Origin of the sequence: Magnetofaba australis IT-1, assembly GCF_002109495.1 — a bacterium.
Classification (GTDB): domain Bacteria; phylum Pseudomonadota; class Magnetococcia; order Magnetococcales; family Magnetococcaceae; genus Magnetofaba; species Magnetofaba australis.
The window spans coordinates 1213315-1238102 of the sequence record NZ_LVJN01000020.1 but is presented as its reverse complement, the minus strand read 5'-3'; the positions used below and the strand labels follow the sequence as shown (position 1 = coordinate 1238102).

The following is a 24788-nucleotide window of genomic DNA, read 5'->3' as shown; positions in this document are numbered from 1 at the left end:
CGCAGAGCCGCCAGAATACGACTGATCTAGAGGCATACTTTTCCGCCTCTGAATACGCTGACACCGTCACTATCGCTCCACCGGCTCACCGGCGCCGCACCCCTCTTTACGCCCTGAAAAGCTGGCGTCACGAATCTCTGTGCGCGCGACCGCCGTGCGCTCCACCACCTCTTTGGCGGCGCTGCGCGCATCCTGCAGGGCGCGAAATGGCCCCACACAAACGCTGGTCATCTCCCGGCCACGCACGCGCACAGGCGAGTGCATCGCCCGGTAGCCCAGTTTTTCAATCTGTCCAGCCAGGCGCACGGCGTTGTCGTAGTTGGAGAAGAAGCCGACATAAACCGTGTAATCCTGACGCCCAGTTTCGCTAAACAATCCGCTATCCTGAGCATCTTGCTGGTCAGCGCTGGGGGTTTCGATCACTTTAACGGCCTGAGTGGCGACCGGCTGCGTCATATGATTCCCCGTCATACGGGAGGCCTGAGCCCTTGACTCGACCCGACGCGCAGAGCCGCCGCGTTCCCACTGAGCGGTAGCGGCCACGCCGCTAATCTGACGCACGCGGCGCTCGGCGCGTTGCGCCTGCTCCAAATTGTCAAACGGACCGACCATGATCTCATACAGACGACGTCCGCCAGGAGCGCGCGAAGTGCGCTGATAGGCGGTCAATCCCTGCATCACCAGTTTATCCTCCAGCGCGTCGGCGTCCTGCTGATGCAAAAACGCCGCAACATGCACCACCGCCTTGCGCGCAGACGACGCCACTTCCTGGACCGTTGGCGAAGGACTCCGCTCGGTCGTCAGCTTGGCGCTGGACTGATGTTCAATAGGCTCGCTGACGCTGCTGACTGCGCTCTCCGCCATCAAATCGTCACCCAGGGAGGCGGCGGCGACCGCACGCACGCCTGGGATGCGCCGCCACAACTTCAGACGCTCGAACAAGCTCTGCGCCATCGCTTTCGCACGCGGTTTATCCGGGAAAGGCCCCGCCAACACACGGGTGAAGTGACGGCCACTGTCTTCGGCCTCTTGGGTAAAGGCGGTCACCGCCATCTGCTGAACGCGCGACAACACGCGGCGCGCATTCTCCGGATTGGAGAATGAGCCCAGTCCGATCACATAGACGGTTTCGCCACTGCGCATCACCGGCTTGACGCTGCGGGCGCCGACGCGCGGCGCCTCCACAGTGGTTTTCAAATTGGCGGTGTCGGCGATGACTCGCGCCATGCGCTTGGCGTGGTCACGACTCTCAAACGGGCCGGCCGCCACGCGATAGCGGGTTTTGTCACCCTGCTCGTCGCTTTGAATGTGTACCGGAAGCTCCAGCGCCTCGATGCGCGCCAGCAGACGCTCGGCGTTCTCTTTGCGTCCAAAAACACCCAAGGAGACGTAGGACAAACCATCCTTCAGGCGAGTGACTTGCGGGGCGATCTGCTCCTGCTCGGCAACCTCAGCTCGAGCCTGCGCGGCTGCGGCGCGCGCCGCATCCCGTTTGGAGGCCTGCTCCGGCTCGCGCGCAGCTTCTCGCACGGATTCGGCGGCGGGCGGCGGCTCAGGCAGTTGACGCGGCGCAGCCGCTGCGGGGGAGGGTTTGCGTTTGGCCGGTTGTTCAGATTTGGCGCTCAGACGCGCCTCTTGCTCATCCAGCGGCGTCCACCCCTGCTCCATGGCGCGCAGCCAGCGCTCCACGTCGTCATCCAGCAACCCGGTGGAATCGTTCTGGGCCTCCTCCTCACTGGGAGACGCCTCTTGCACCGGCTCTTCGGCGCGCGCTTGGCGAGTCTGCGGCTCTTCCACCGGCGCCAGACGCTCTTGATCACGGGTCATGATGGCGTGGCTGCTCACATGAATGGCGGCGCCGCCGTCGACGCGGTCATACACCTCAAAGTGGAGCCAGCCCTGGGGGAACGCCCCCGCCACCGAGCCCACCACAGTGTAGATATAGTCTTCGCCGCTGGCCTCCACGGGGTCATAGGCCATGGTGGCCACTTTCAGCCGCTTTTCATCCAGGATCTCCACCTCGAATACATGGCTGCCAGGCTTCACCAGCACCGCGTCCATGATGAAGTATCCGGCCACGCCATCGGCGTTGGCGGGCAACACGCTCACCACCGGTCCAGGGCGCACCCCTTCCGATGTCTTTTCAAGGGAGCTGGAGAAATAGGCGTTGGTGATATAGGCGGGTTTGCGCGTGGGCGCGGCATGGGCGGCGTTCAGCCCCAGGAGCGTGAGCGCCCAGGCCAGCAACATCCCTATCATGACTCGGTCCGGCATCCTTCCGGCATTTTGCATGGCTAAGCACCTATATGACTTCGATCCACGCGATCTTCACGTCGCTTGATGTGTGACGGTTTGCCCTCCGCAAGTCGCAAAAAACCGTCGTTACGGATGGGGATAGCGCTGTGTTTGCAAGGATTGTGCAAAGTGTGCGCCGCGATTATGTCAAACCGACAAACAAAACCGGCGCAGAGGAGGAAAGTGCTGGCAAAGCGGCATTAAGCGTCGCCACGCGCGCGCCAAAAGCGCCGCACGCTCAAGAAGTAGACAAAGCAGAGCAGATTGATCGCCACGAAGCGAACCCACTGGGGCACGCCCGAGGCGTCGCCCCAGAAAGCGGCGGCGCCGCCCAACACGGCCAGCGCACTCATGGTCAAAACCGTGGCGTTTACCGACAATCCATTGGCTTGCAGCCAGTGGTGAAAGTGACGTCGATCGGCGCCGAAAGGCTTACTCCCCTCACTCAGACGCCGGAACAGGGAGCTGAACATATCCACCAGCGGAACCAACACCACCCACAACGCCGAGGAAGCCGACATGGCGGCAGGCGTCTGTTGGGTCATATGGATGGTGAGCCAAGCCAGCGCCAGTCCCAACACCATACTGCCCGCATCGCCCATAAAGACCAGCGCGCGGGAACGGCCAAAAATACGCGCATTGTAGAGCCAGAAGCCCACCACTCCGCCCAGCAGCAACGCGATCACGCGCATGTCCTGCGCCTGCCCCGCCGTCATCGCCAAAGCCAGCAGGGTCAACAGAGAGACCAGCGCCAGCGAGCCCGACAGCCCGTCCAAACCATCCACCATGTTCAGGGCGTTGATCACCCCCACCACACAGATGGCGGTAAACAGCCCATGCAGCGGACCCAGCTCGATTAAGCCCACGCCCACCAGATCGCCCAACTGGCGTACGGTGACATCTCCCCACACGATCAACACCGCCGCTGCGCCGATCTGGGTCAAAAAACGCACCCGCACGCTCAGCTCGCGGCGATCGTCCCACACGCCGACGATAAGCAGCGCGCCCATTCCCAGCATCAGCGATTGCACAGCGGGATCGGCGACCAGAGCGGGATCACACAACCAGCCGACGAACACGCCAATATTGAGCGCAAGCCCCCCCACCAACGGGGTGGGAACCGCATGACGTTTGCGCGCGTCGGGGCGATCCATCAACCCCAGGCGCGGCGCAATCCGGCGCAACGCCTCCAGACTCGCCAGCGTCGCCGCCAGGGCGATGAGAAAGTCCATCAACATCAGATCCCTCCTCGCACGGCGCGCCACGCCAAACCGAGCCACTCATGCAGCGCGCGCGAACTGTTGGTCAGCGCCTCGGCATCGGGCAGAAAATCGATCAATAACAGCTCCTGCGTCACATCGTCGCTGAGTAGATCGGCGCTGACGGGAATCACCTGGGTCTGCTGCTTGGCGAATGCCGCCAACGCGCGCGGCATATGCAGCGCCGAAGTCACCAGCAGGGCCCGTTTGACGTCATGATCGCGCATCCACCGCCCACTGTTGATGGCGTTCTCTACCGTGGTGCGACTGCCTGCCTCCACATGAATCGCCGACTCAGGCACGCCCCAGTCGCGCAGGATGTTCGCCATGAACAGCGCCTCGGACTGCTCATGACCACGCCACTGAATCGCGCCGCCAGAGAGCAGGATAACCGGGGCTTTACCCGCCTGGAACAGTCGGTGGGCATGCAACAAGCGCTGCCCAGCGCCGCTCAATTCCGCTTGCAGACGCAAGCCTTGCGGCGGGCGCACAAAGCCGCCCAGCACCACGATCACATCGGCGGCGGGCAGCGACTCGATGGCCATCGGCGGATAGCGGGACTCCAAGACATAGAGCATGCGACTGGAGAGCGCCGGGGTGGAGAGCGCCCACAACGCCGCCCAACTGAGCAGCAGCGCCGTCCCGCCCCAGCGCCGCCCGCGCCTCCAGGGCAAAACCCGTAACAGAGCGCCCAGCGCCATGAGCAGCAGCAGACCACCCAGCGGGTGCACAAATACGATGAGCGTCTTGTACAGCGTCACGCCGCTCTCACCGCGAGTCGCTCAAACCGGCGGCGTTGCGCAGCACATCCAGCATGCGCAACGCCTGACGTTTGCGACTGAATCCCGGCGCCGCCGCAATGGCGGCGTCGGCCAGCGATTGGCGCTTTGCCGAATCTTTGTAGAGCGCGCGCGCCGCATCGGCCAACGCCTGGGGGTTCTGCGGCGGGACCCACACCCCCACCCCGCCTGCAGGGCCAAACGCGCCCCTTCGCCCTGGGGCAGCGCCAATATTTGCGGCAACCCCATGCCCATAGCCTCGAAGATCTTGGAGGGGATCACGGTCTCAAACAGCGGATCATCCTTCAGATGCACCAAAGCCACATCACACAGACTCCACACCGCAGGCATGCGCGCCTTGGGCTGCGGTGGAAGGAACGCAACATGGTTCAACCCCTGTTGCTGCGCCTGCTCCATCAACGCCTGCCGCCGCGCGCCATCGCCCACCAACAGAAAGGTGATGGGCTCGTCAGGCCTCAACAGCGCCGCCGCCGCCAGCACATTGTCCAGGGCGTGGGCCATACCATGTGTGCCCACGTAACCCACCACGAAGCGGTCGCTGGTCCCGGCCTCGGCGGCCAGGGCGGCGTCACGGGGCTGCGGCGCATAGCGATCCAACTCCACGCCATTGATCACCACATCGATTTTGTTCGGATCCACGCCGCGCGCGATCAGCCGTTTGGCGAACGATTCGGTCACCGTGACGATGCGATCGGAGTAGCGATAGAGCAGCGTTTCCAGCCACTCGAATGGACGCAGCATCCAGTCGTGCTTGACCGCCCCCACCACACGGATGGACTCGGGCCACAGATCACGCAACTCCAGCACGAAAGGGACGCGGCGAAGTTTGGCCAGGATCAGACCGAACAGGGCGCAGAAAAATTGCGGCGTGGTGGCGCAGATGACGTCGGGTCGCGGCTGCAACAGTCCGGCGAACAGACCCGCCACGCCAAATGAGATATAATCGAGGGTGCGTTTAAGAAAGCCTGAGTTGGCGGTCACATAGGTCTTGACCCGGCCCACCTGCACGCCGTCCATCTCTTCCAGCCGCCACCAGCGATTGTCGTAACCGGGGAAGATCACCCCCGCCGGAAAGTTGGGCGCGGTGGTGAGCACGCGCACTTCGGCGCCGGCGTCGATCCAGTGGCGCGCATGCTCCGACAGACGCGACGCGGGCGCGTTGGTCTCCGGGGGATAGTTATCGCTGAGAAACAGAATTCGCATGCCGTTATCCCGCGCCGTTCAAGCGTATTGGGATGATTCCCACCCAAACCAAACCCGCGACTCCTGCTCCGCCAGCGTCACACAGAGCCGTTGGGTCGGGCGCACACAACCAAAGTCGGGATGCCACGTCGCGTCTTCAATTGTCGCCGCGCCACGCTCGATCCGCCAACGCCCGACGCCGCCGGGCCAGCGCCAGCGTCCGCCGACGCCGTCATCATCGACCTCCAACGTCACCGCAGGATGCAATAAAAATCGCGCCTGCGCATGGGTATAGGCGCCGATGACGCGATCATGAATGATCACGCTGCCCGCCTCCAGACGCACATAGCGGGCGTGGCGCGGCGAGCCGGATAGGCGCACATAGCCATCGTGCCAGGCGCTGGCCATGGCCTTGCCCTCCTGTTTTATGACGCTGACGTCAAAAACCCGCGCCCTGGCGCCGACGCGAAAACCGCGCCACACCTCAGAGGAGTCGGCGTCGGCCACGCAGACGGTGTTGTGCGCCGCCGTGCCGCGCTGGCGCAGCCGCTCGGCGCTCTCGCCATATTCGCTCACGCCGCAGTCCACCAACAAACGTTGCGCGCCCAGAGAGAGTTCAATGCCCAGCGTTCCGGCATGGGCGTGGCCGGGTTGATGCGCCGGGCCCACCGCGCCCACATCCATAAACAGGCGCGCCGCGCCGATCTGCAATCGCGCATAGCCGGAATCGGCAAAGTGGCGCGCCGCCGCCTCACTGGCTAGTGGCGTCGACACGCCCACCCGATGCGCATAGTCGCACAGGGCGTCATATGTTGGCGGGCCATGCAGGGTGGCGTCCTGCATCTGCATGATCAGTCCATCGCCGTGACGCATGGCCGCTAACCAATCCAGCATGTGCGCCGCCGTTTGCCGCCACATATCCAATGGGGCCGTGACTGGCGCATGGGGCACAACGCGCTCGAACAGTTGAATCAGATCCAGCAGATCGCGCAGGATGACCGCATGGTAGGCCGCCGAACGTTCATTGTGGCCACCATCGGGAAGAATCTGTTCGGCCAGGAGTTGATTCCACAACGCCATCCCCTGCGCCAACCAGCCATCGCCCTCCTCGCCGCCCAATAGCGCCCCAGCGAAGAGCAGCCCGCGCGCGTTGGCCAGCAGATGGTTGCCATCCACGCGCCACTCCAGCGACGCCGCCAGCATGCGCGCCTGAACCGACAACGAAGCGTGCAGCGTCTCCGACAACGGCGCGCCGCCCAGCACCCAGGCGACCACATGGGCCAGCCGCAGGGAGATGGGATAGGGCTCCCAGCCATTGCCAACCCCAGGCGGATTCTCTGCAATCCAACGCGCCAACAGGGCGATTTGCTCGCCTCGCCGCGCAGCGGCGTCAGGCGCAATCAGATCTTCAAAATAGTGCAGATGGTAGAGCCAGAGCTTGGGGATTCGCGCATCATTCCAGACGTCAGGCGAATCGATGCGCCGCGCCACCCCCAGCAGATCCATGCGATCCGGCCCGATCAAGCTCACCGGCGGCGGCGCGCCAGGAGTCCACCCCATGACCAGCGGACGCAAAGAGGGATAGGGGCGCGTCAGATTCGGGCGCGGCGGGCGCAGACGGCGCCACACAGTAAACCAGAGCTGACGCAGCCGCAGATGGCGCGCCGTGCGCCATGTGCGCCCCAGTTGTCGCAGTCGTCCCATCACGCCGTCGCCAGCCACGCGCCCAGCACCCCCAGCATCCAGGCGCGGGACCACTGCCCCGACTGGGGCGAGGAGTCCAAAAAGGCGCGCCACTCATGCTCCACCAGAGTCGGATTGAGCGCGCCGCTGTGTTTGAGCGCATCGATCCACTGCTCGAACGGCGCGCGCAGCGGTCCGCGCATCCAGGCGTCCTGATTGAGAGTAAAACCGCTCTTGGGCAGCCCCAGCAGACGGCGTGGCAGATCCGCCCCCACCGCATCAATGAGCAGAGGCTTATTGCGCCCCTTCTCCGGCCGTCGCCAACGCCCCGGCATGCTGGCGATCACATCCACCAACGGCTGATGCACAAACGGCGTGCGAATCTCCAGACTGTGAGCCATGCTCATCACATCGGCATCGCGCAGCAGGGTGTTGCCCATGTAGTAGCGGCTCTCCACCCGGGAGATCTCGGCGCAGACCTCCTCCAACGGCGCATCGGCCCAGCGCTCGGCAGGCAGCGCTTGCGCATCCAACGTCGACAGCGCCTCGCCCAGGCCAAAAGCGCGCAACTGAGCGTCGGAGAAGAGGCGCCGCGAGCGTAGGGTCAACGCCTGCACATCCAATCCCGCCGCCAACAGTTCGCTCAATTTTTCCCGCCGCGCCGCCTGCTCGGGGTGTGGATAGAGCCGTTTGGCGATGGCGTTGCGCACAGCGGCGGGCAAGTTGCGCAGCAGACCACTCAGCCAGCGCAGTTTGGGCAGCGTGCGGAAACCGGAGTAGCCGCCGAACAGCTCATCGCCGCCCACTCCGGAGAGCGCCGCCTTCATGCCGCGCTCGCGCACCGCCTCGGAGATCAGATAGGTGTTCAGCCCATCCCAACCGGGCTGATCCAGCGCGGTGAAGAAGCCCAAAGCGCGCTGCTCCACGAAAGCGTCGGTCAGCGTGATGGCCTCGAACGGCAGCCCCAGCTCCTCGGCGCAGGCGCGGGCAATGGGCGCTTCATCCCGCTCACCGGCGCTGGCGATACTGATGGTAAAGGCGTGGGTGTTGGGCGCGGCGCGCGCGCACAGCGTGGCCAGCGCCGCGCTATCCAAACCGCTGGAGAGAAACAGCCCCACCGGCGCATCGGCCAGCAAGTGCCCCGCCACGGACGCCTCGAGCGCTTGCGCGGCGGCGGCCACCCCTTGCTCACGATCGCGCCACGCCTGCGCCTTGGGCGATGCCGCATAACGCCAGCGCCGCGCCAGCGCCAGCGCCTCAGCGGGGATCTTGGTCAGATCCAGACGCAGCGCATGGCCCGCCTCCAGCTCGTCTACGCCGGGCACGGCGCACAACGGCTCGGCCACCGCGCCATAAGCCAGAAGAGAGGCCAATGCGCGCGGATCAATCCCGCCGCCTCCCAACCCCGCCGCGCGCAGCGCCCGCGCTTCGGAAGCAAACCCCATGCGCCCCGCCTGCTGCGCCGTGTAGAGCGGTTTGATCCCCAGCGGATCACGCGCCAACAGAAGAGTTTGCGCGCGCAGGTCACACCAGGCGAAGGCGAACATGCCCTGCAGTCGACTCAACGCCGCCTCGCCCCAGCGCGCCAGCGCCCACATCAGGGTTTCGGTGTCGCTGCCGCTGACAAACCGCACCCCTTCGCCATGCAACTGGCGGCGTAATTGAAGGTGGTTATAGATCTCGCCATTGAACACCAGCCAGCCGCGCGGCGGCGCCGCGTTCCGCGCTTCATCGGGGCAGAGCATAGGCTGCAAACCCGCATTGCTCAGGTCCAGCAGCGCCAGCCGTCGATGGCCCAACGCCAGCGCGCCGCCCGCAGGGGTGAGGTCAACCACCCCCTGCCCGTCCGGCCCGCGATGGGCCATGGCATCGATCATGACGCCCACATCGCGCCGCGCCGCCTCCGCCCCGCCGCCGAATATCCCCGCTATGCCGCACATCCGTCGCGCATCCGATCCCGTTCAGTCCAGATGAATCCAAGGCGGTCTTGTCCCGCCATGCTGCGCCCAGGCGTAGGACGCCAGCATGCGCCGGGCGATGCCGTCCCAGCCGAAGTCGCGCTGCATCCAGTCACGTCCGCGCCGCCCCATCTCACGTAACTGCATCGAGGGCGTCGCCAGAGCCTGTTGCAAGGCCGCGGCCACCCCCGCCTCGCCCACCGGCGTCCACCACCCGCAACGCTGCTCCTGCACTGCCGACCACGGCGCGCCTTGCGAGACGATGACTGGCGTTCCCGCCCCCAGCGCTTCGGCCACGGTCATGGCGAAGTTCTCCGAATGGCTAGGAAGGATGTAGAGATCGGCGCGCTGGTACGCAGCGATTTTATCGGCATCGAACAGCGGCGGCGAAAAGCTGACCCGCGCAATCCCCAGTTGCGCCGCCAGAACCTGCAACTGCGCCAGATGGCCGCCATCGTCGGGCCCGCAGATCTCCAGCTCCCAGTCTGAAAATCGATCCTGAACGCCGCGCCACGCGCGCAGTAGATCCGGCAGCCCTTTAATCGGATGGATGCGCCCCAGGAACAGCAGCTTTCTGTGCGCCTGCAGGGCGGAGTGTTGCACATTCTCCAGCAACGACGGGATCTCCACGCCGTTGGGCAGAATCGCCACCGGCGCGGTGAAGCCCATGCGGCGGATATCGGCGCACTCGGCGGCGCTGGTGGCGTGGAACAGCGCCGCCGGGGCGATGGCCGCCCGCTGCGCCAGCCGCCACATCAACTGCTTTTTCATGGGAGAGATGGATAGAGCGCGCTGGCTCAACGTACCCCGAGGCGACACCGCCAACAGACAGCCCGCCCGCGTGGCCGCGCGCCCGGCGTAAACATTGGGCAACATCCACAGACTGTGGTTATGCACCCAATCCAGATCAGCGGCAAAGCGGCGCAGCCCGCGCGCCATAGCGGGAGCGAGCCCCAACCACTCCAGCCACGACGTCAACAGCGGATAACGATGCAATGCGCACCCCACGGCGGGCGCCGGACGCCGCTCCGCCAGCACGTGCAGAGTGGCCTGGGCCCCAGCCTGGGCCTGCGCTTGGCACAGGCGCGGCACGGTATATGACGGACCGCTGGCCTGATCGCCAATGCGCGGCAACACATGCGCCACGCGCAAGGAGATCCCGTCAGCGTCCATCGATCAAGTCAGCCGTTGAGCGATCATCTGCGCGGCCTGTTCCATCTGCAGCCCGCCCTCGCCAGGCCGCACATAGCCCCAGCCCGCCTGCGCCAGATCCAACCCCGCCGCGCCTTCGCACGCGCTCAGGTGGGCGCGGTTATCATCCAGAAACAGACCGCTTTGGGCGCCGCGCGCGGCCATGATCGATTCGATCACCGCGCGTTTATCGCCATGGGCCTGATAGCTGCTGGCGTCGGCGATAGAGGGAACAAGCGGTTGCAGATCATAGGACTCCAGCAGCGCCGCCACACTGGAGCCATCTTTGGTGGTGACGATATGAAACCGCTCCGACGCGGCGTGGATCTGCGCGCGAATCATGGCGACAAAGGGGTAGGCGGGCGTCAGCGCAAGCCACGCGTCCATGTCGCCATCGCGCAACTGCGCGCGCATTTGGAAAAAGCGCTCCGTCAGGCGCGCCTGCGCTTCAGTGTCCAAAGCGTCGCGCGCGGCGCGCAAACGCTGTTCGATCGCCTCCGGCTGCCAGTCGGCGTCCACCTCCTGCGCCAATGGGGCCAGCAAAGCCGCATCCAGCGCGTCATCCACCAAATAGCGCAAACGACAAAAACGTTGCGCCGCCGCGCTTTGCGCCAAGGCGCGCAGCGCCTGCGCCGCCGCCGGATCGTGGGTGCAGGCGCCGCACACGTAGACCTCCCGCGCCGAATCCGCCAACACGCCGTCAAAATCCAGAAAGATCATCCCTTCGCCCCCGCTTGAGGCGTCCCAGCCAACGCCCGTTTCAGCATACCAGTCTGTGACGGCCAGTACAGCCATATAGCGACGCCAAACAGCCATAAAAAAAAGCGGACTCCCTAAGGAGCCCGCTTCTCTCATAGCCCAGACAGAGGCTCGGCACAGTTTATCCAGCAGAGGCCGCGTCGATGGATTTGACCTTCTTGCTCAGCTTCTCAAGGAGAAATTCGGCGTCGCCGCCACGCATCAGGTGAGCGAACTGAGGCTGATAGTTGCCAATCAGACTCACCCCTTCAAACACGATATCAAACACCTTCCAACCTTCGGCGTTCTTGAAGCAGCGGTAGACCACTTTCAAAGTCTGCCCGGCGGCATCCACGCTGCTGTCGAGTTCAATCACATAATCGGAGAGCTTGCGCTCGGCGGCGAACTCCACCCCTTTGCCCTCATAGCCCTCGATTTTGTCCAGATAGGACTCCTCGAGCAAGCGACGGAACAGATGGGTGAAACGCTGCTGCTGCTCAGCGCTGAACTTGGCCCAGGAGGCGCCCAATGCGCCGCGCGACATGGTGGCGAAGTCAAAGTGACTATAGAGCAGTTCTCGCAGCTTCTCGCGACGTACGGCGGTCTTCTCCTGACCGGTGTATTCAGGATTCTTCAGCAGCGCCACGGCGTCACTGATCGCCTTCTGGATGGCGCGGGTGGCCGCTGCGTCACTGGCGTGCGCCGGCGCCGTCAGCGCCAATCCCAACGCCAGAGCGCCCGCCAACAGAAACATCCGACGCCCCATGTGCACGCCAAGACGACAAAAAATTGATGCATTGAGCAACCGTTTCATCTTTGCTAACCCGATTCTGTGCCAAAGCCATGACAATCCAAACAACCCAAACGTACAATTTAGTCAATTCTTACAGACTCGTCCAGGTTTGGCGCCATTGGTATAGAGCCAATAGCCTCAGATTTGCGCTTACCCGGCCCACCTATTGCTCAAGCCGCAACACGTCAGGCGCTTGCGCGAACAATTGCTTTCAATTGAAAAATCGGCCAATATGGGGCAAAATGCGCAGCCGCTTTTAGAATGAAGCGGTCATGTCGAGACGCATTCATCCCAACACTTTGCCGCCCCTGGCGGCTTGCAAGGCGAACACCGATGGCTTCCACCCTGCGCACCCTCCTGTTGGCAATCACCCTGACCTGGGCCCTCAGCGCCCGCCAGGCTCTGGCCACTGAGGCCGACCCCAGCGCCGACCTGTGGGCCTCTGCTGCGCCCGCCCCCACCGTCTCCGATCCGCTGGAGGGGTGGAACCGTCTGATGTTCGGCGTCAACGACACGCTCTATTTCTGGGCCCTCAAACCGATCTCCACCGGCTATGCCGCAGTGCTGCCGCTGGAGCTGCGTCAGGGCGTGCACAATGTGTTCGACAACCTGACCCAACCGGTCTACTTCGTCAACGCGCTGCTACAGGGCAAAGGCTCCCAAGCGCTGACTGAAGCCGCCCGCTTCTGCATCAACTCCACCATCGGCCTACTGGGCTTCATTGACGTGGCCGGCGAAACCTTCGCCATGACCTCCAACCGGGAAGACCTGGGCCAGACCCTGGGCGTGTATGGCGTGGGCGATTCGCCCTATCTGGTGTGGCCCCTGCTGGGCGCCTCCACCTTGCGCGACACCGTCGGTCTGGTGGGAGACGCCTTCCTGCAGCCCATCAACTACGGCGACATCGAAACCTGGACCCGGGTTGGCGCGCGCTCGGTGGAGATCGTCAACGACACCTCGTTGCGCCTGGGCGAGTATGAAGACCTCAAGAGCGCTGCGCTGGATCCCTACCTGTCGCTGCGCGACGGCTACCTGAAGCTGCGCAGCAACCAGATCGCCAACTAAGCTCGCCTCTGGTACATGTCTGTGCGCGCCCGCCTTCTCGCCGCCCTGCTGACGTGCGCTGCTCTTCTACTAAGCGGTTGCCTAAGCAATCAGCTCACTGCCCCGGAGTGGGGTGACGAGAAATCCGCGTTTGAACTCTCCGACATCGCCAAAGGCGACGTCGACATCATGGTGGAGACGCTGCAGCGCGCCCTGTTCAACCACCTGCGCGAGATGACCCAGAAGCTCTACTGGCGCAACCCCCGTGAATGGCGCAAAACCGACGCCGACGGCTGGCAGGAGCGCGTCGACGAACTGTTCGACAACCCCCAAAGCCATCAATGGCGTTTCCAAGAGCTGGATGGCGCAGTGGGCGTCGAAGCGATCCATCTGGCGTTTCGCGAAAGCTACGAAGGCGATCGGGTGTTCGCCTTCGCCGCCGGAATCGGCGGCATGCTGATGGCCTCCTACGAGAACAAAACCGAGTTTTTCCTGTTTGATCTCAACTCCCTGGACCCGCAAAAACTCTACAATAGCGCGCGCAACCTGGAGATCGCCTTCTGGAAGCTGACCCACATGCGTTCTGAGTCGGGCGATCTCTATCTGCTCTCCAATGAGCCCGGCTCCCTTGAGACCAACCAGGATCTGAGCTTTGAGCGCTTGGCCGGAAAAATCATCGTCATTCAAGACCTCCTGGCGCAGATCGTGGCGCAGAAGACCAAACGCGCCATCAAACAGGCGTTACAGTTCATCGCCTCCTCGGTATTTCTGCCGATTTGAGCGCAGAACTTGCGCGCGCAACCCGCATTTGCAACAAGAATCTGACAAAAGCCCATTCGTAGCCTTGCCGCCCCCCAGCGTCACAATGCTATAATCCGCCTTCAATTATTTTGTCGCCTGTCGCGCCGCTGGCGCCACCTGCGCTTCTCATCTCAACGCAAGAGCCTTGATGACTCTGTTATGATGCGTTTTCTTCGCCTTACCCTCCTGATGACGCTGCTTCTGGCCATACCCACACCGGTGCGGGCCGACGCCGCCATGGACGCCATCTATCGACAAGTGGACAGGCAGCAACTGGATGACGCCCTGGGCGCCGTCAACGCTCTGCTCAAATCTCGTCCCAGCGATGTGGAAGCGCGTTTCCTCAAAGGGGTGATCCTCACACGCCAAGGCAACTTCACCGGCGCCATCAAACAGTTCCACGACCTGACCGTGGAGCGTCCTGACCTGCCGGAGCCATATAACAATCTGGCGGTACTGTACGCCAATCAGGGCATGTTCGACCTGGCGCGCGAATCTCTGCTCAAAGCGATCAAAACCCACCCCAGCTACGCCACCGCGCATCAGAACCTGCGCGATATCTACGGCAAGCTGGCCGCGCAAGCCTACAGCCGCGCGTTGAAGATGGAGACGCCGCAGAGCGATAGCGCGAAATTGGCTCTGGTGACCAAACCCAACACTTTGCGAGAGCAAGGCGAGCGCGCGCAGCCGTCGCCGGAGATGCTGGCGCAAAAGGAGGAGATGCGCCGCATCCAAGAGGAGGCGCAAAAGCTCCAGGATGAAGCCAACGCAGCCAAAGAGGCTCTCACCGCCGCGCAAACGCGCATGCGTGAAGAGAGCCGCAAGCGCGCCGAAGCCGAATCCCGTATGGAGGATCTACTGACCCGCGCCACCCAGGCCGAGACTGAATTGGCCAAACAGCAGAAACAACTGGCCAAAGAGACCCTCAAACAGCAACAAGCCGCACAACTGCGCAAGCAGTTGGAGCAGGAGCGCCAAGCTCGACTGGAAGCGGAAGCGCAAGCCCGCGCCGAACAGATCAAACGCGCACAACTGGCCGCCGCCGCTCCGGCGCGCCCGCTTCAGCCGCCTCCTCCTCCGCCTCAAGTTGAAGAGCCTGCCGCCCCAGAGAAACATACCGTGGCGCCGCCCATGACACGGCGAGAGGAAGCACAAGAGACCCAAGCCGCCCCTGTGCGCGTGATGGCTGCCGCCCCCACTCAAGACGCGCCAGCTCACCCCCCCCAGGATGATGAAGCCAGCGCAGCGGTGCACAATTGGGCCAAAGCGTGGGCGCGGAAGGATGTTGAAACCTACCTCAATAGCTACGGTGAGAATTTTCGTCCCAGTCGCGGCCGCAGCCGCGCCACCTGGGAAAAGACGCGCCGCAATCGTCTGAGCAAACCGGGGAAAATCAGCGTTGAGGTCTCTGACCTTGAGATCTCCGACGCGCCCAACGGACGCAAGCGCGCAACCTTTGTGCAGACGTATCGCTCTTATAATTATCGCGATCAGGTGAAAAAACTCCTGCTACTGGAAAAACAGGACGAGCAGTGGAAAATCGTACGCGAACTCTCCGGCGGATGACGCCTGTGTTTCCCAAGCGCGCCACATTCATAACGTCTGCTTGCCGCTTGGCGAACGTGAGCATCCTGTGTGCTTTGATGCTGTTTTGCCTCACCCCCCCAGCACAAGCAGCCTCTTCGGCGCAAGCGGCGATCCGCCCCCACAAGGAGCGCATCTCGGAGTTTGACGCGCTGTTTCAACAGGGGATGGCGGCCATCGCCAACAGCGACTTTACCCGCGCTCTGGCCACATTTGAGGTTCTTACCCGTAAAAAACCCGACTTCCGCGTCGCGCAACTGATCTATGGCGATCTTCTCACCGCCCAGGCGCAGATGCTCAAAGGGTTTGGCAACATTCCCGCCAGCGGGCGCGACCCGGATATCGCCGATCTGCAAGCAGAAGCCTTGGCGCGCCTGCGTCACCTGCAGCATCAGCCGCCTGCGGGCAGCATGCCCGCCGAACTGCTGATGCTCTCTACCCGCAGCGCCCACGCCATTGCCGTGGATCTGACCCAAGCGCGCCTGTATCTGTTTCGCAATCATGACGGGGCGCCGGAGCTGATCGCCAGCTACTACTCTTCGTCCGGCAAGAACGGCGCGGATAAGCGGCGACGCGGCGACAAAAAGACCCCGGTGGGACTCTACTACATCACCGACTATCTCACCGGCGACTCCCTGCCCGACCTCTATGGCGCTGGCGCCTTGCCGCTCAACTACCCCAATGAATGGGATCGCCTCAATAAGCGCACGGGTTATGGGATCTGGCTGCACGGCACCCCGTCTGACACCTATAGCCGCCCTCCCCGCGCCAGCGATGGCTGTGTGGCGCTGACCAATCTCGACTTCCAGGATCTGGAGCGCTTGGCGGGCATCGGCACGCCGGTGGTGCTGAGCCCGCGTCTGAACTGGGTCTCCAAACAGGAGTGGCTGGCGCGGCGTCAGAGTATTCAGACCCAGGTAGAGCAGTGGCGTCGGGACTTGAGCAGCGGCGACATTCAGCGGCTTCTGACCCACTATTCGCGTAAATTCAATAATCAGAGCAATGACTTCAAAAGCTGGAGCAATGTTCTGCGCGGCGATATAAAACAGTGGTCGCGCAAGGCGTTTACGCTGTCTGATCCGAGCATTCTGCACTATCCTGGAAAAGACCCCATGGTGGTGGTCACGTTTACCGAGTCCACTGCTCGCGGCGGTGGCCAGAATTGGCGCTTGCGACGTCAGTACTGGCGCCAGGAAGGTGGCAAAGGGCCATGGCGCATTGTCTACGAGAACATTGGCTAAGGCTCAATTGGCGCTATTCGGTTTGCAAGAGTGTTCATGGCGTGTTGATGTGCAACGATCTCAACGCGCCCTTGGGCTGATGACGCCAACGCCGATAGGGACCGTTCGTCGCCCAGTGGCTGGCAAGGAGGATCCATGCTCTCGCGTCCCACCGTCTCCGCACACGCTCTGATTATGGATCACAGCGCTGGCGAAGAGCGTCTTCTGCTCGGACGTTTGGCCTATCGCGACCACCGTTGGCGCAAATGGGCGCTGCCAGGCGGATTTGTCGATGCCGGCGAAGGGCTGGAGCAAGCGCTGCTACGGGAAGTCAAAGAGGAGATTGGCGTCAGTCTCACAGAATGGCGACAGGTGGACGTTGTCACCTTCCTGGAACAGCGGGCGCCGCACATCGGTTTCGTCTACCTGAGCCGCGCATTCTCCGGCCAGGCGCAATGCCTGACCCGCGAATTGCTGGAGATTGACTGGTTTACCCAGGAGCAGTTTCGCCAACTGGCCCTCAATGGCGACTTGGCCTACAACGAGATGATCACCCAAACCTGCCATCTGGGCTGGCCCGCCCCCTAACTTCATGTCGAATTCAAAATTGGTCATGAGCGGTTCTGGATAGAAAAGATATCGAGGGCTTTGCCCTCGAGCTCCCAAAAAAACAAACCGTGGGCTCCGCCCACACCCGCTTAAGGGGCGCGGCCCCTTAAGAATCCCGCCGCCGACCAGTCGGCGGCCAATAGTCAGCGCAAGCTTTACCTGCGTCACGCAAACATTGGCTGCTCTGTGCCGTTTTTTGCTTGAGCATGACCATATATCGCTTGCTCACTGCGTCCGCACATAAAAAAAGAGAGTCCAAATTGGACTCTCTTTTTTTATGCGTTCCAACCCTATGTGCAGGGGGCGCCTCCTGTGCGGGCGCCCCCTGCCACAGGCAGGAAATCACTTCTTGTTGTTCACCGCAGCCTGAGCCGCCGCCAGACGGGCGATGGGCACACGGTAGGGGGAGCAGGAGACGTAGTCCAGACCCACGGTCTCGAAGAAACCGATGGAGTCGGGATCGCCGCCATGCTCGCCGCACACACCCAGTTTCAGGCCCGGCTTGGTGGAGCGGCCCTTCTCGGCTCCCATGCGCACCAAACCGCCAACGCCGACCTGGTCGATGCTCACGAACGGATCCTTGGGCAGCAGGTTCTTGTCCACGTACTCCTTCAGGAATGGACCGGAATCGTCGCGGGAGATGCCCATGGTGGTTTGGGTCAGGTCGTTGGTGCCGAAGGAGAAGAAGTCAGCTTCCGCAGCGATCTGGTCGGCGGTGACGGCGGCGCGGGGCAGCTCCACCATGGTGCCGATCATGTACTCCAGCTTGACGCCGTTCTCTTGCATCACCTTTTCGCACACTGCGGCGCACTTCTCACGCAGCAGCTTCAACTCGGAGACAACGCCCACCAGCGGGATCATGATCTCGGGGATGATGGTGTAGCCTTCGTTTTTCACTAGATGGCAGGCGGCTTCCATGATGGCTTGGGCCTGCATCTCGTAAACTTCGGGGTAGCTCACGCCCAGGCGGCAGCCGCGATGGCCCAGCATGGGGTTGAACTCTTTGAGGCTCTCGACGCGGGCTTTGACCTTCTCCAGCGGCATGCCGGTGGATTCGGCCACCTCTTGCTGGCCCTCTTCATCGTGGGGGATGAACTCGTGCAGAGGGGGATCCAGCAAGCGGATGGTGACGGGGAAGCCCTTCATCTCGCGGAACAGGCCTTCGAAGTCCTCACGCTGGTAAGGCAGGATCTTGGCGATGGATTTACGACGATCATCGTCGTTCTCGGCCAGGATCATACCGCGCATGTTGATGATGCGCTCGGCGCCGAAGAACATGTGTTCGGTGCGGCACAGACCAATGCCTTGGGCGCCGAAGTTGCGCGCGGTGCGGGCGTCTTCGGGGTTATCGGCGTTGGTGCGCACTTTCATGCGGGCGATCTCTTCAGCCCACTCCATGAAGGTGGCGAAATCGCCGGACAGCTCGGGATCCATGGTGGCCACCTGGCCCTGCATGATCTCACCGGTGGAGCCGTCGATGGTCAGCCAGTCGCCTTCTTTGACCTCCAGGCTGCCGATCTTGCAGCTGTTGCCGCTGATGTGCAGCTCGGAGCAGCCGGAGACGCAGGGGCGACCCATACCGCGCGCCACCACGGCGGCGTGGGAGGTCATGCCGCCGCGGGCGGTGATGATGCCTTGGGCGGAGTGCATGCCGTGGATATCTTCGGGGCTGGTTTCGTCACGCACCAACATGACTTTTTTGCCCTCTTCGGCCCACTTCTCGGCGTCATCGGAGTTGAACACCACCATACCGGTGGCCGCGCCCGGGGAGGCGGGCAGCGCCTTGCCCACCACGGTGCGATCGGCTTTGGGGTCGAGCATGGGGTGCAGCAGTTGGTCGAGGGTGTCGGGAGCGACGCGCATGATGGCGGTCTGCTTGTCGATCATGCCTTCGTTGACCATGTCCACGGCGATCTTCAGCGCGGCCTTGGCGGTGCGCTTGCCGTTACGGGTCTGCAGCAGCCACAGTTTGCCCTGCTGGATGGTGAACTCGATGTCCTGCATGTCGCTGTAATGCTTCTCCAGACGCTGCTGGACGGCATACAGCTCTTTATACAGCTCGGGCAGCTCCTCTTCCATGGCGGCGAGGTCGGAATCCTGACGATTCTTGCCTTCGATGGTCACCTGGTGCGGCGTGCGGATGCCGGCCACCACGTCTTCGCCCTGAGCGTTGACCAAGTATTCGCCGTAGAAGCGATTCTCACCGGTGGAGGGGTCGCGGGTGAAGGCCACGCCGGTGGCGCAATCTTCGCCCATGTTGCCGAACACCATGGACTGCACGTTCACCGCAGTGCCCCACTCTTCGGGGATGTCGTTCAGTTTGCGGTAGACGATGGCGCGGGGGATGTTCCAGGAGTTGAACACCGCGCCGATGGCGCCCCAGAGTTGATCTTCGGGGGATTCGGGGAAGGGCTTGCCGGTCTCTTGCTGCACTTTGGCCTTGAACTGACCAACCAGATCTTTCCAGTCGTCGGCGGACATCTCGGTGTCCATCTTCTTGCCGACTTGCGCCTTCTTGGCGTTGATCATCTCTTCAAAGTGATGGTGAGCCACGCCCAACACCACGTCGGAGTACATGGTGACGAAGCGACGGTAGGAGTCGTAGGCGAAACGGGCGTCGCCGGTGCGGGAGATCATGCCCTCAACGGTGGTGTCGTTGAGGCCCAGGTTGAGCACGGTGTCCATCATACCCGGCATGGAGACGCGGGCGCCGGAGCGCACCGACAGAAGCAGCGGGTTTTCGGCGCTGCCGAAGGTGGCGCCCATGGCCTCTTCCATTTTACCCAGAGCGGTCGCAACCTGCTCCTTGAGCCCGGCGGGATAGCCGCCTTGAGCCAGGTAGAGCCCGCACACTTCGGTGCTGATGGTGAAGCCGGAGGGGACCGGAACGCCCAGGCGGGTCATCTCCGCCAGGTTGGCGCCCTTGCCGCCCAAGAGGTTCTTCATGGAGGCGTCGCCGTCAGCCTGGCCGTTGCCGAAAAAATAGACGAACTTGGTTTGATCCATCGCGTGCTCTTTCCTGCTGGGTGTCAGTGGGTCTGAAAGAGGGAACAAATGACTCTTTGCTATCAATACCTTTCCATCTTGTGACGACGGAGGCGGATAGGGCCTCGTCGTCACAACGCGCCTGAAACTGAGCAGGCGCGCAATAGACTGCATCCCGGGCGTCATTGTCATCCCGCACGGGCAGTATTGCCATCACTGATTCATAAGCCTACCTTGGATAGCACAAAAATTCTCAATATGTAACCTCTAATTTGTGCTTTGGATCACATCTACATGAGTTTTCTGTTCTTTGCGCACAGTCAACTTAAGCACGCTATCCAGCACGCGAAAATTTGCTCCCTTCATCAGCATTTGCTTATTAGGGGGCGCCTTTATCAACGTTTCCTTAAACGATGAGAGTGGCGCTTGGCATAGCGCAGGTCAAGGCGTTTTCTTCCCACCACTCTGGCGCACGAGGCAATCCGAGCCGCCACAAATGGAACAACCTCCTCTATTTTACGGAGGTTGCGTTGGCCATTCATTTTCCGCATGAAATCGTCTACTGTGGTTATAAATTGAAACACGCGCACGCCCCATTTTGCCGCTTGCCTGCACAGGCAAGCGATTGAACTTGTGCGCAATTATTGACAATCACCTATGAGGCAACCATGCAACAGACGAAAATTTTGTTGGAAGAGTCGGAGATGCCCACCCATTGGTATAATGTCGCCGCCGACATGCCCAATCCGCCGGCGCCGCCCTTAGGACCCGATGGCAATCCGGTGACCCCGGACGCCATGAGCGCCATCTTCTGCGAGCCGATCATCCAACAGGAGATGGCCCAGGAGCGCTGGATCGAGATTCCCGATGAGGTGCGCCAGGTGCTGACCATGTGGCGTCCGTCGCCGATGTTTCGCGCGCACCGACTGGAGAAGGCGCTCGGCACCCCGGCGAAGATTTTTTATAAATATGAGGGCGTGAGTCCGGCCGGTTCGCACAAACCCAACTCCGCCGTGCCGCAGGCCTATTATAATAAGATGGCGGGGGTGAAGAAGCTCACCACCGAGACCGGCGCCGGGCAGTGGGGCTCCTCCATCTCCCTGGCCGGGCAGATGTACGGCCTGGACGTGACCGTCTACATGGTCAAGGTCAGCTATCAGCAGAAACCATTCCGCCGCTCCATGATGGAGACCTGGGGGGCCAAGGTCTACGCCAGCCCCACAGACCACACCCAGGCCGGAAAGGCGGCGCTGGCCGCCGACCCCAACAATCCGGGATCGCTAGGTCTGGCCATCTCCGAAGCGGTGGAGGTGGCCGCCAGCAACCCGGACACCTGCTACTCCCTGGGTTCGGTGCTCAACCACGTCTGCCTGCACCAAACCATCATCGGCCAGGAGGCCAAGAAGCAGTTGGCCAAGGTCGACGAATATCCGGATATCGTCATCGGCTGCTGCGGCGGCGGCAGCAACTTCGCAGGCGTCGCCTTTCCGTTCCTGGCCGACAAGGCGGCGGGCAAGGAGGTGCGGCTGGTGGCGGTGGAGCCCGACTCCTGCCCCACCCTCACCCGCGGTCACTACGCCTACGACTTCGGCGACTCGGTGGGAATGACGCCGCTGATGCTGATGTACACCCTGGGCCACGACTTCATGCCCCCCAGCATCCATGCAGGCGGTCTGCGCTATCACGGCGACTCGCCGCTGCTGTCGCAACTGGTCAAGGAGGGCATCGTTGAGGCCCACGGCATCCCGCAGCTCGCCACCTTTGAGGCCGGGGTGCAGTTCGCCCGCGCCGAGGGGATCATTCCGGCGCCGGAGTCGTGCCATGCGGTGGCGCGGGCCATCATTGAAGCCAACGCCTGTAAAGAGAGCGGCGAGGCCAAAACAATCCTGTTCAACCTCTCCGGCCACGGCCACTTCGACATGGCCAGCTACGACAAATTCTTTGCCGGTGAGTTGGAGAACTACGCCTACCCCGAGCAGGCCATCAAGGACGCCTTGAGCCACCTGCCGAAAGTGGGATAACCCCGCCATCAACCAGACGCGCAATAAAAAAGGGGCGGAAGAGATTCCGCCCCTTTTTCCTGTTTTGATTCACAGTCTGTTAACGATGCTTAGGCAGCGTCAAACGCAGCAGAATGAAGCCCAGCAGTCCCGACAGAATCGAGCCGCCCAGAATGCCCAGACGCGCCGGGCCGATATCCGGGGCGCCCGCAGCGCCGCCATGCTCAAACGCCAGCGAACTGATGAACAGACTCATGGTGAAGCCCACCCCGCACAACAGCGACAGGCCATAGAGCTGCGGCCAGCGCATCTCCTCGGGCAGTTTGGCCAGGCCGGTGCGCACCGTCAGCCAGACAAAGCCGAACACGCCAATCTGCTTACCCAAAAACAGCCCCATGGCGATGCCAAACGGCACCGGTGAGAGCAGATCCGTCACTGACATTCCCTGCAGCGAGACCCCGGCGTTGGCGAAGGCGAACAGCGGCAGAATGCCCAGCCCCACCACGTGGTGCAGATCATGCTCCAACTGTTTGAGGGGAGACGGTTCGCCTTCGTCGCCGTGCATGGGGATGGCGAACGCCAGCACCACCCCGGCCAGGGTGGCGTGGACGCCGGATTTGAGCACCGCCACCCACAGCACCACCCCCACCAGTCCGTACCCGGAGACCCCTTTGACCCCCAGACGGTTCATCGCCACCAGCACGCCGATGCCCACCGCCGCCACCTGCAACGAGCCCACCGACAGGTCGCTGGTGTAGAACAGCGCGATGATAATGATCGCCACCAGGTCATCGATGATGGCCAGAGTCAGCAGGAACAGTTTCAGCGCTGGCGGCACGCGGGATCCCAGCAGCGCCAGAATGCCAAGCGCGAAGGCGATGTCGGTGGCGGTGGGGATGGCCCATCCCTGCAGCGCCGCCGCATCGGCGTGATTGATGCCTGCATAGATGGCCGCTGGCATGGCGATGCCGCCAATGGCCCCGGCGATGGGCAGCACCACATTAGCCGGTTGTGACAGCTCTCCCTCCAGGAACTCCCGTTTCAGTTCCAGCCCCACCAACAGGAAGAACACCGCCATCAAGCCGTCGTTGATCCACAACAGCAAGGGTTTGGCGATCTTCAACTCGGCGAACTGCACCGCCACCGGAATGTTGAGAAAATCGTTGTACATGCCGCTCCAGGCGGAGTTCTCCACCCCCATGGCGGCCACAGCGGCCAGGAAGATAAAGATTCCACTGGCGGCGGGATTATGCAGCAGATGCTTGATGGCGGCGTTCATAGACCCTTCCCAAAATGGCGTGTGATTAACCCGACACAGGCGCCCGACAGACCACACGATGCAAACACGCTGTTAGCGTTTTCCCTCACTCGGAGGCAAGACGCCACTCTCAATCTCTTCGGCGCCCAGCGCCAAGTTCCAAAGCATTTTCCTGTGTAAACAACCCGATGGAATCTGAATCATTGGCGCAGCGCCCCCTTCAGGGTGACGCGCGCGCCGTCGCGCAGCACGCTGAGCGCCACCTCCTGCCCAACGCGGCGCTCATCCAGCAGACTTTGCAGCGCCGCCACATCGGGGACCGGTTCGCCATCCAGGGCCACGATCACATCGCCCAGACGCACGCCGCCGCCACGACTGATCTCGGTGGCGCGCAGCCCCAAAGCGTGGGCGGTGGAGCCATTGGCCACATCCAGCACCACCACCCCTTTGACCCCGGACTCGCCTAGAATCTGCTGGCTGATGTCATCATTGGCGCTGATGCCCAGACTGGGGCGTTGATAGCGACCATGAGCGATCAGTTGCGGCACAACGCGATTGACCGTATCCACCGGCACGGAGAACCCGATCCCCGCATAGGCCCCCGAAGGGCTGTAGATGGCGGTGTTGATGCCGATGAGCCGTCCGGCGCTATCGAACAGCGGACCGCCGCTATTGCCGGGATTGATCGCCGCGTCAGTCTGGATCAGGTGGTCGATCACCCCGCCATCTTCATTATCAATACTGCGGTCCAGCGCCGAAATCACCCCGGTGGTGAGGGTGTGGTCCAAGCCGAACGGATTGCCGATGGCGAACACCTTCTGTCCCACCTGCAGATCGTGACTGGTTCCAATGGGAACCGGCGTGGGACGGGTCAAGCCGGTATCGATGCGCAACACCGCCAGATCATGTTCCGGGCTCGCCCCCACCAGCCGCGCCGGAAACGAGCGCTGATTGGAGAGCCGCACCTGCGCCTCGGCGGCTCCCTTGATGACATGATAATTGGTCACCACATGCCCATCTGCGTCCCAGATAAAGCCGCTGCCAGTGCCTTCCGGCACGCGCAGAATATTGCGACTCCAGAAGCTGCGCACATGGCGCACGGTGGTGATATAGACCGTGGCGGGCTTGCCGCGTTTGAAAATTTCGATGGTGGCTTTTTCATCTGCGGCCAGGTCGCCGCGGGGCGTCACCGCGCGAGGGTCGGCGCTGAGGGTCACCAACCAGGATTGGATCTCCGGGCGGAACGCCATTCCCAGCGCCACCACAATCACAACCCAAAACAGCGCCTTGGCGCGATCGGATGGCTGCGAACCCTGCATATCCCCTCCTCCTCGAAGAGCCCTGGCGGAAAACTCACTCCGCCACAGGATGACGGATATTGCAATGAA

At 62.6% G+C, this 24788-nt stretch carries 18 protein-coding genes; 6 read left to right on the top strand and 12 right to left on the bottom strand.

Annotated elements, in window-relative coordinates:
- Positions 1–69: 69 nt before the first annotated feature.
- The 9 genes from MAIT1_RS17575 to MAIT1_RS17535 form a co-directional block, all read right to left on the bottom strand.
- Positions 70–2250 (bottom strand): SPOR domain-containing protein, encoded by a 2181-nt coding sequence (locus MAIT1_RS17575; protein WP_158089594.1) that lies wholly within the window; start codon positions 2248–2250, stop codon positions 70–72.
- Between the two features lie 245 nt (positions 2251–2495).
- Complete coding sequence (locus tag MAIT1_RS17570; protein WP_085444846.1) at positions 2496–3533, bottom strand: MraY family glycosyltransferase; 1038 nt, start codon at positions 3531–3533, stop codon at positions 2496–2498.
- Positions 3533–4315: a YdcF family protein gene (locus MAIT1_RS17565; protein ID WP_085444845.1), complete on the bottom strand. Its 783-nt coding sequence runs from the start codon at positions 4313–4315 to the stop codon at positions 3533–3535. The genes MAIT1_RS17570 and MAIT1_RS17565 overlap by 1 nt, the downstream gene beginning before the upstream one ends.
- A 21-nt stretch (positions 4316–4336) precedes the next feature.
- Complete coding sequence (locus tag MAIT1_RS17560; RefSeq protein WP_085444844.1) at positions 4337–5557, bottom strand: glycosyltransferase family 4 protein; 1221 nt, start codon at positions 5555–5557, stop codon at positions 4337–4339.
- An 18-nt stretch (positions 5558–5575) separates the two neighbouring features.
- Complete coding sequence (locus MAIT1_RS17555; protein ID WP_085444843.1) at positions 5576–7240, bottom strand: heparinase II/III family protein; 1665 nt, start codon at positions 7238–7240, stop codon at positions 5576–5578.
- Entirely contained in the window at positions 7240–9159 is a 1920-nt protein-coding gene (gene asnB / locus MAIT1_RS17550) for an asparagine synthase (glutamine-hydrolyzing) (protein ID WP_085444842.1), read from the bottom strand. Before asnB ends, MAIT1_RS17555 begins: the two co-directional genes overlap by 1 nt.
- Before the next feature lie 21 nt (positions 9160–9180).
- On the bottom strand, positions 9181–10350 hold the full coding sequence (locus tag MAIT1_RS17545) for a glycosyltransferase (RefSeq protein WP_143814911.1): 1170 nt from the start codon (positions 10348–10350) through the stop codon (positions 9181–9183).
- 3 nt (positions 10351–10353) lie between these two features.
- Positions 10354–11088: a hypothetical protein gene (locus MAIT1_RS17540; RefSeq protein ID WP_085444841.1), complete on the bottom strand. Its 735-nt coding sequence runs from the start codon at positions 11086–11088 to the stop codon at positions 10354–10356.
- A 160-nt stretch (positions 11089–11248) separates the two neighbouring features.
- Positions 11249–11860: a Tgt2/MlaC family protein gene (locus MAIT1_RS17535; RefSeq protein ID WP_158089593.1), complete on the bottom strand. Its 612-nt coding sequence runs from the start codon at positions 11858–11860 to the stop codon at positions 11249–11251.
- Positions 11861–12232: 372 nt separating this feature from the next.
- Here MAIT1_RS17535 and MAIT1_RS17530 point away from each other — a divergent pair, with 372 nt between their 5' ends.
- From MAIT1_RS17530 to MAIT1_RS17510, 5 genes are all read left to right on the top strand, one after another.
- On the top strand, positions 12233–12964 hold the full coding sequence (locus MAIT1_RS17530; RefSeq protein WP_143814910.1) for an MlaA family lipoprotein: 732 nt from the start codon (positions 12233–12235) through the stop codon (positions 12962–12964).
- Positions 12965–12979: 15 nt separating this feature from the next.
- Positions 12980–13723 carry a hypothetical protein gene (locus tag MAIT1_RS17525; protein WP_085444838.1) on the top strand — a complete coding sequence of 248 codons (744 nt, stop codon included), beginning with the start codon at positions 12980–12982 and terminating at the stop codon, positions 13721–13723.
- A gap of 180 nt (positions 13724–13903) precedes the next feature.
- The gene (locus tag MAIT1_RS17520) at positions 13904–15310 is read left to right on the top strand and encodes a tetratricopeptide repeat protein (protein WP_085444837.1); all 1407 of its coding nucleotides are present in this window, start codon (positions 13904–13906) and stop codon (positions 15308–15310) included.
- A gap of 56 nt (positions 15311–15366) precedes the next feature.
- The gene (locus MAIT1_RS17515) at positions 15367–16569 is read left to right on the top strand and encodes a L,D-transpeptidase family protein (protein ID WP_158089592.1); all 1203 of its coding nucleotides are present in this window, start codon (positions 15367–15369) and stop codon (positions 16567–16569) included.
- 135 nt (positions 16570–16704) lie between these two features.
- Positions 16705–17136: an NUDIX hydrolase gene (locus tag MAIT1_RS17510; RefSeq protein ID WP_085444835.1), complete on the top strand. Its 432-nt coding sequence runs from the start codon at positions 16705–16707 to the stop codon at positions 17134–17136.
- Positions 17137–17499: 363 nt separating this feature from the next.
- Here MAIT1_RS17510 and ppdK read toward each other — a convergent pair whose 3' ends face one another.
- A complete protein-coding gene (ppdK, locus tag MAIT1_RS17505) occupies positions 17500–20163 on the bottom strand; it encodes a pyruvate, phosphate dikinase (protein ID WP_085444834.1) in 2664 nt (887 codons plus the stop codon).
- Between the two features lie 647 nt (positions 20164–20810).
- Between ppdK and MAIT1_RS17500 the strand changes: the two genes are divergently transcribed.
- Positions 20811–22163: a TrpB-like pyridoxal phosphate-dependent enzyme gene (locus tag MAIT1_RS17500; RefSeq protein ID WP_085444833.1), complete on the top strand. Its 1353-nt coding sequence runs from the start codon at positions 20811–20813 to the stop codon at positions 22161–22163.
- Positions 22164–22242: 79 nt separating this feature from the next.
- Here MAIT1_RS17500 and nhaA read toward each other — a convergent pair whose 3' ends face one another.
- Together nhaA and MAIT1_RS17490 are read right to left on the bottom strand one after the other, a co-directional pair.
- Positions 22243–23421 (bottom strand): Na+/H+ antiporter NhaA, encoded by a 1179-nt coding sequence (gene nhaA, locus MAIT1_RS17495; protein WP_085444832.1) that lies wholly within the window; start codon positions 23419–23421, stop codon positions 22243–22245.
- A gap of 179 nt (positions 23422–23600) precedes the next feature.
- Positions 23601–24719 (bottom strand): S1C family serine protease, encoded by a 1119-nt coding sequence (locus tag MAIT1_RS17490; protein ID WP_085444831.1) that lies wholly within the window; start codon positions 24717–24719, stop codon positions 23601–23603.
- Positions 24720–24788 lie beyond the last annotated feature (69 nt).

Bases quoted from the DNA above. Each gene is read 5' to 3' on its own strand.
- MAIT1_RS17575 (WP_158089594.1), bottom strand. From the start codon at position 2,250: ATGTTGCTGGCCTGGGCGCTCACGCTCCTGGGGCTGAACGCCGCCCAT.
- MAIT1_RS17570 (WP_085444846.1), bottom strand. From the start codon at position 3,533: ATGTTGATGGACTTTCTCATCGCCCTGGCGGCGACGCTGGCGAGTCTG.
- MAIT1_RS17560 (WP_085444844.1), bottom strand. From the start codon at position 5,557: ATGCGAATTCTGTTTCTCAGCGATAACTATCCCCCGGAGACCAACGCG.
- MAIT1_RS17555 (WP_085444843.1), bottom strand. From the start codon at position 7,240: ATGGGACGACTGCGACAACTGGGGCGCACATGGCGCACGGCGCGCCAT.
- asnB (WP_085444842.1), bottom strand. From the start codon at position 9,159: ATGTGCGGCATAGCGGGGATATTCGGCGGCGGGGCGGAGGCGGCGCGG.
- MAIT1_RS17545 (WP_143814911.1), bottom strand. From the start codon at position 10,350: ATGGACGCTGACGGGATCTCCTTGCGCGTGGCGCATGTGTTGCCGCGC.
- MAIT1_RS17540 (WP_085444841.1), bottom strand. From the start codon at position 11,088: ATGATCTTTCTGGATTTTGACGGCGTGTTGGCGGATTCGGCGCGGGAG.
- MAIT1_RS17535 (WP_158089593.1), bottom strand. From the start codon at position 11,860: ATGTTTCTGTTGGCGGGCGCTCTGGCGTTGGGATTGGCGCTGACGGCG.
- MAIT1_RS17530 (WP_143814910.1), top strand. From the start codon at position 12,233: ATGGCTTCCACCCTGCGCACCCTCCTGTTGGCAATCACCCTGACCTGG.
- MAIT1_RS17525 (WP_085444838.1), top strand. From the start codon at position 12,980: ATGTCTGTGCGCGCCCGCCTTCTCGCCGCCCTGCTGACGTGCGCTGCT.
- MAIT1_RS17520 (WP_085444837.1), top strand. From the start codon at position 13,904: ATGATGCGTTTTCTTCGCCTTACCCTCCTGATGACGCTGCTTCTGGCC.
- MAIT1_RS17510 (WP_085444835.1), top strand. From the start codon at position 16,705: ATGCTCTCGCGTCCCACCGTCTCCGCACACGCTCTGATTATGGATCAC.
- ppdK (WP_085444834.1), bottom strand. From the start codon at position 20,163: ATGGATCAAACCAAGTTCGTCTATTTTTTCGGCAACGGCCAGGCTGAC.
- MAIT1_RS17500 (WP_085444833.1), top strand. From the start codon at position 20,811: ATGCAACAGACGAAAATTTTGTTGGAAGAGTCGGAGATGCCCACCCAT.
- nhaA (WP_085444832.1), bottom strand. From the start codon at position 23,421: ATGAACGCCGCCATCAAGCATCTGCTGCATAATCCCGCCGCCAGTGGA.
- MAIT1_RS17490 (WP_085444831.1), bottom strand. From the start codon at position 24,719: ATGCAGGGTTCGCAGCCATCCGATCGCGCCAAGGCGCTGTTTTGGGTT.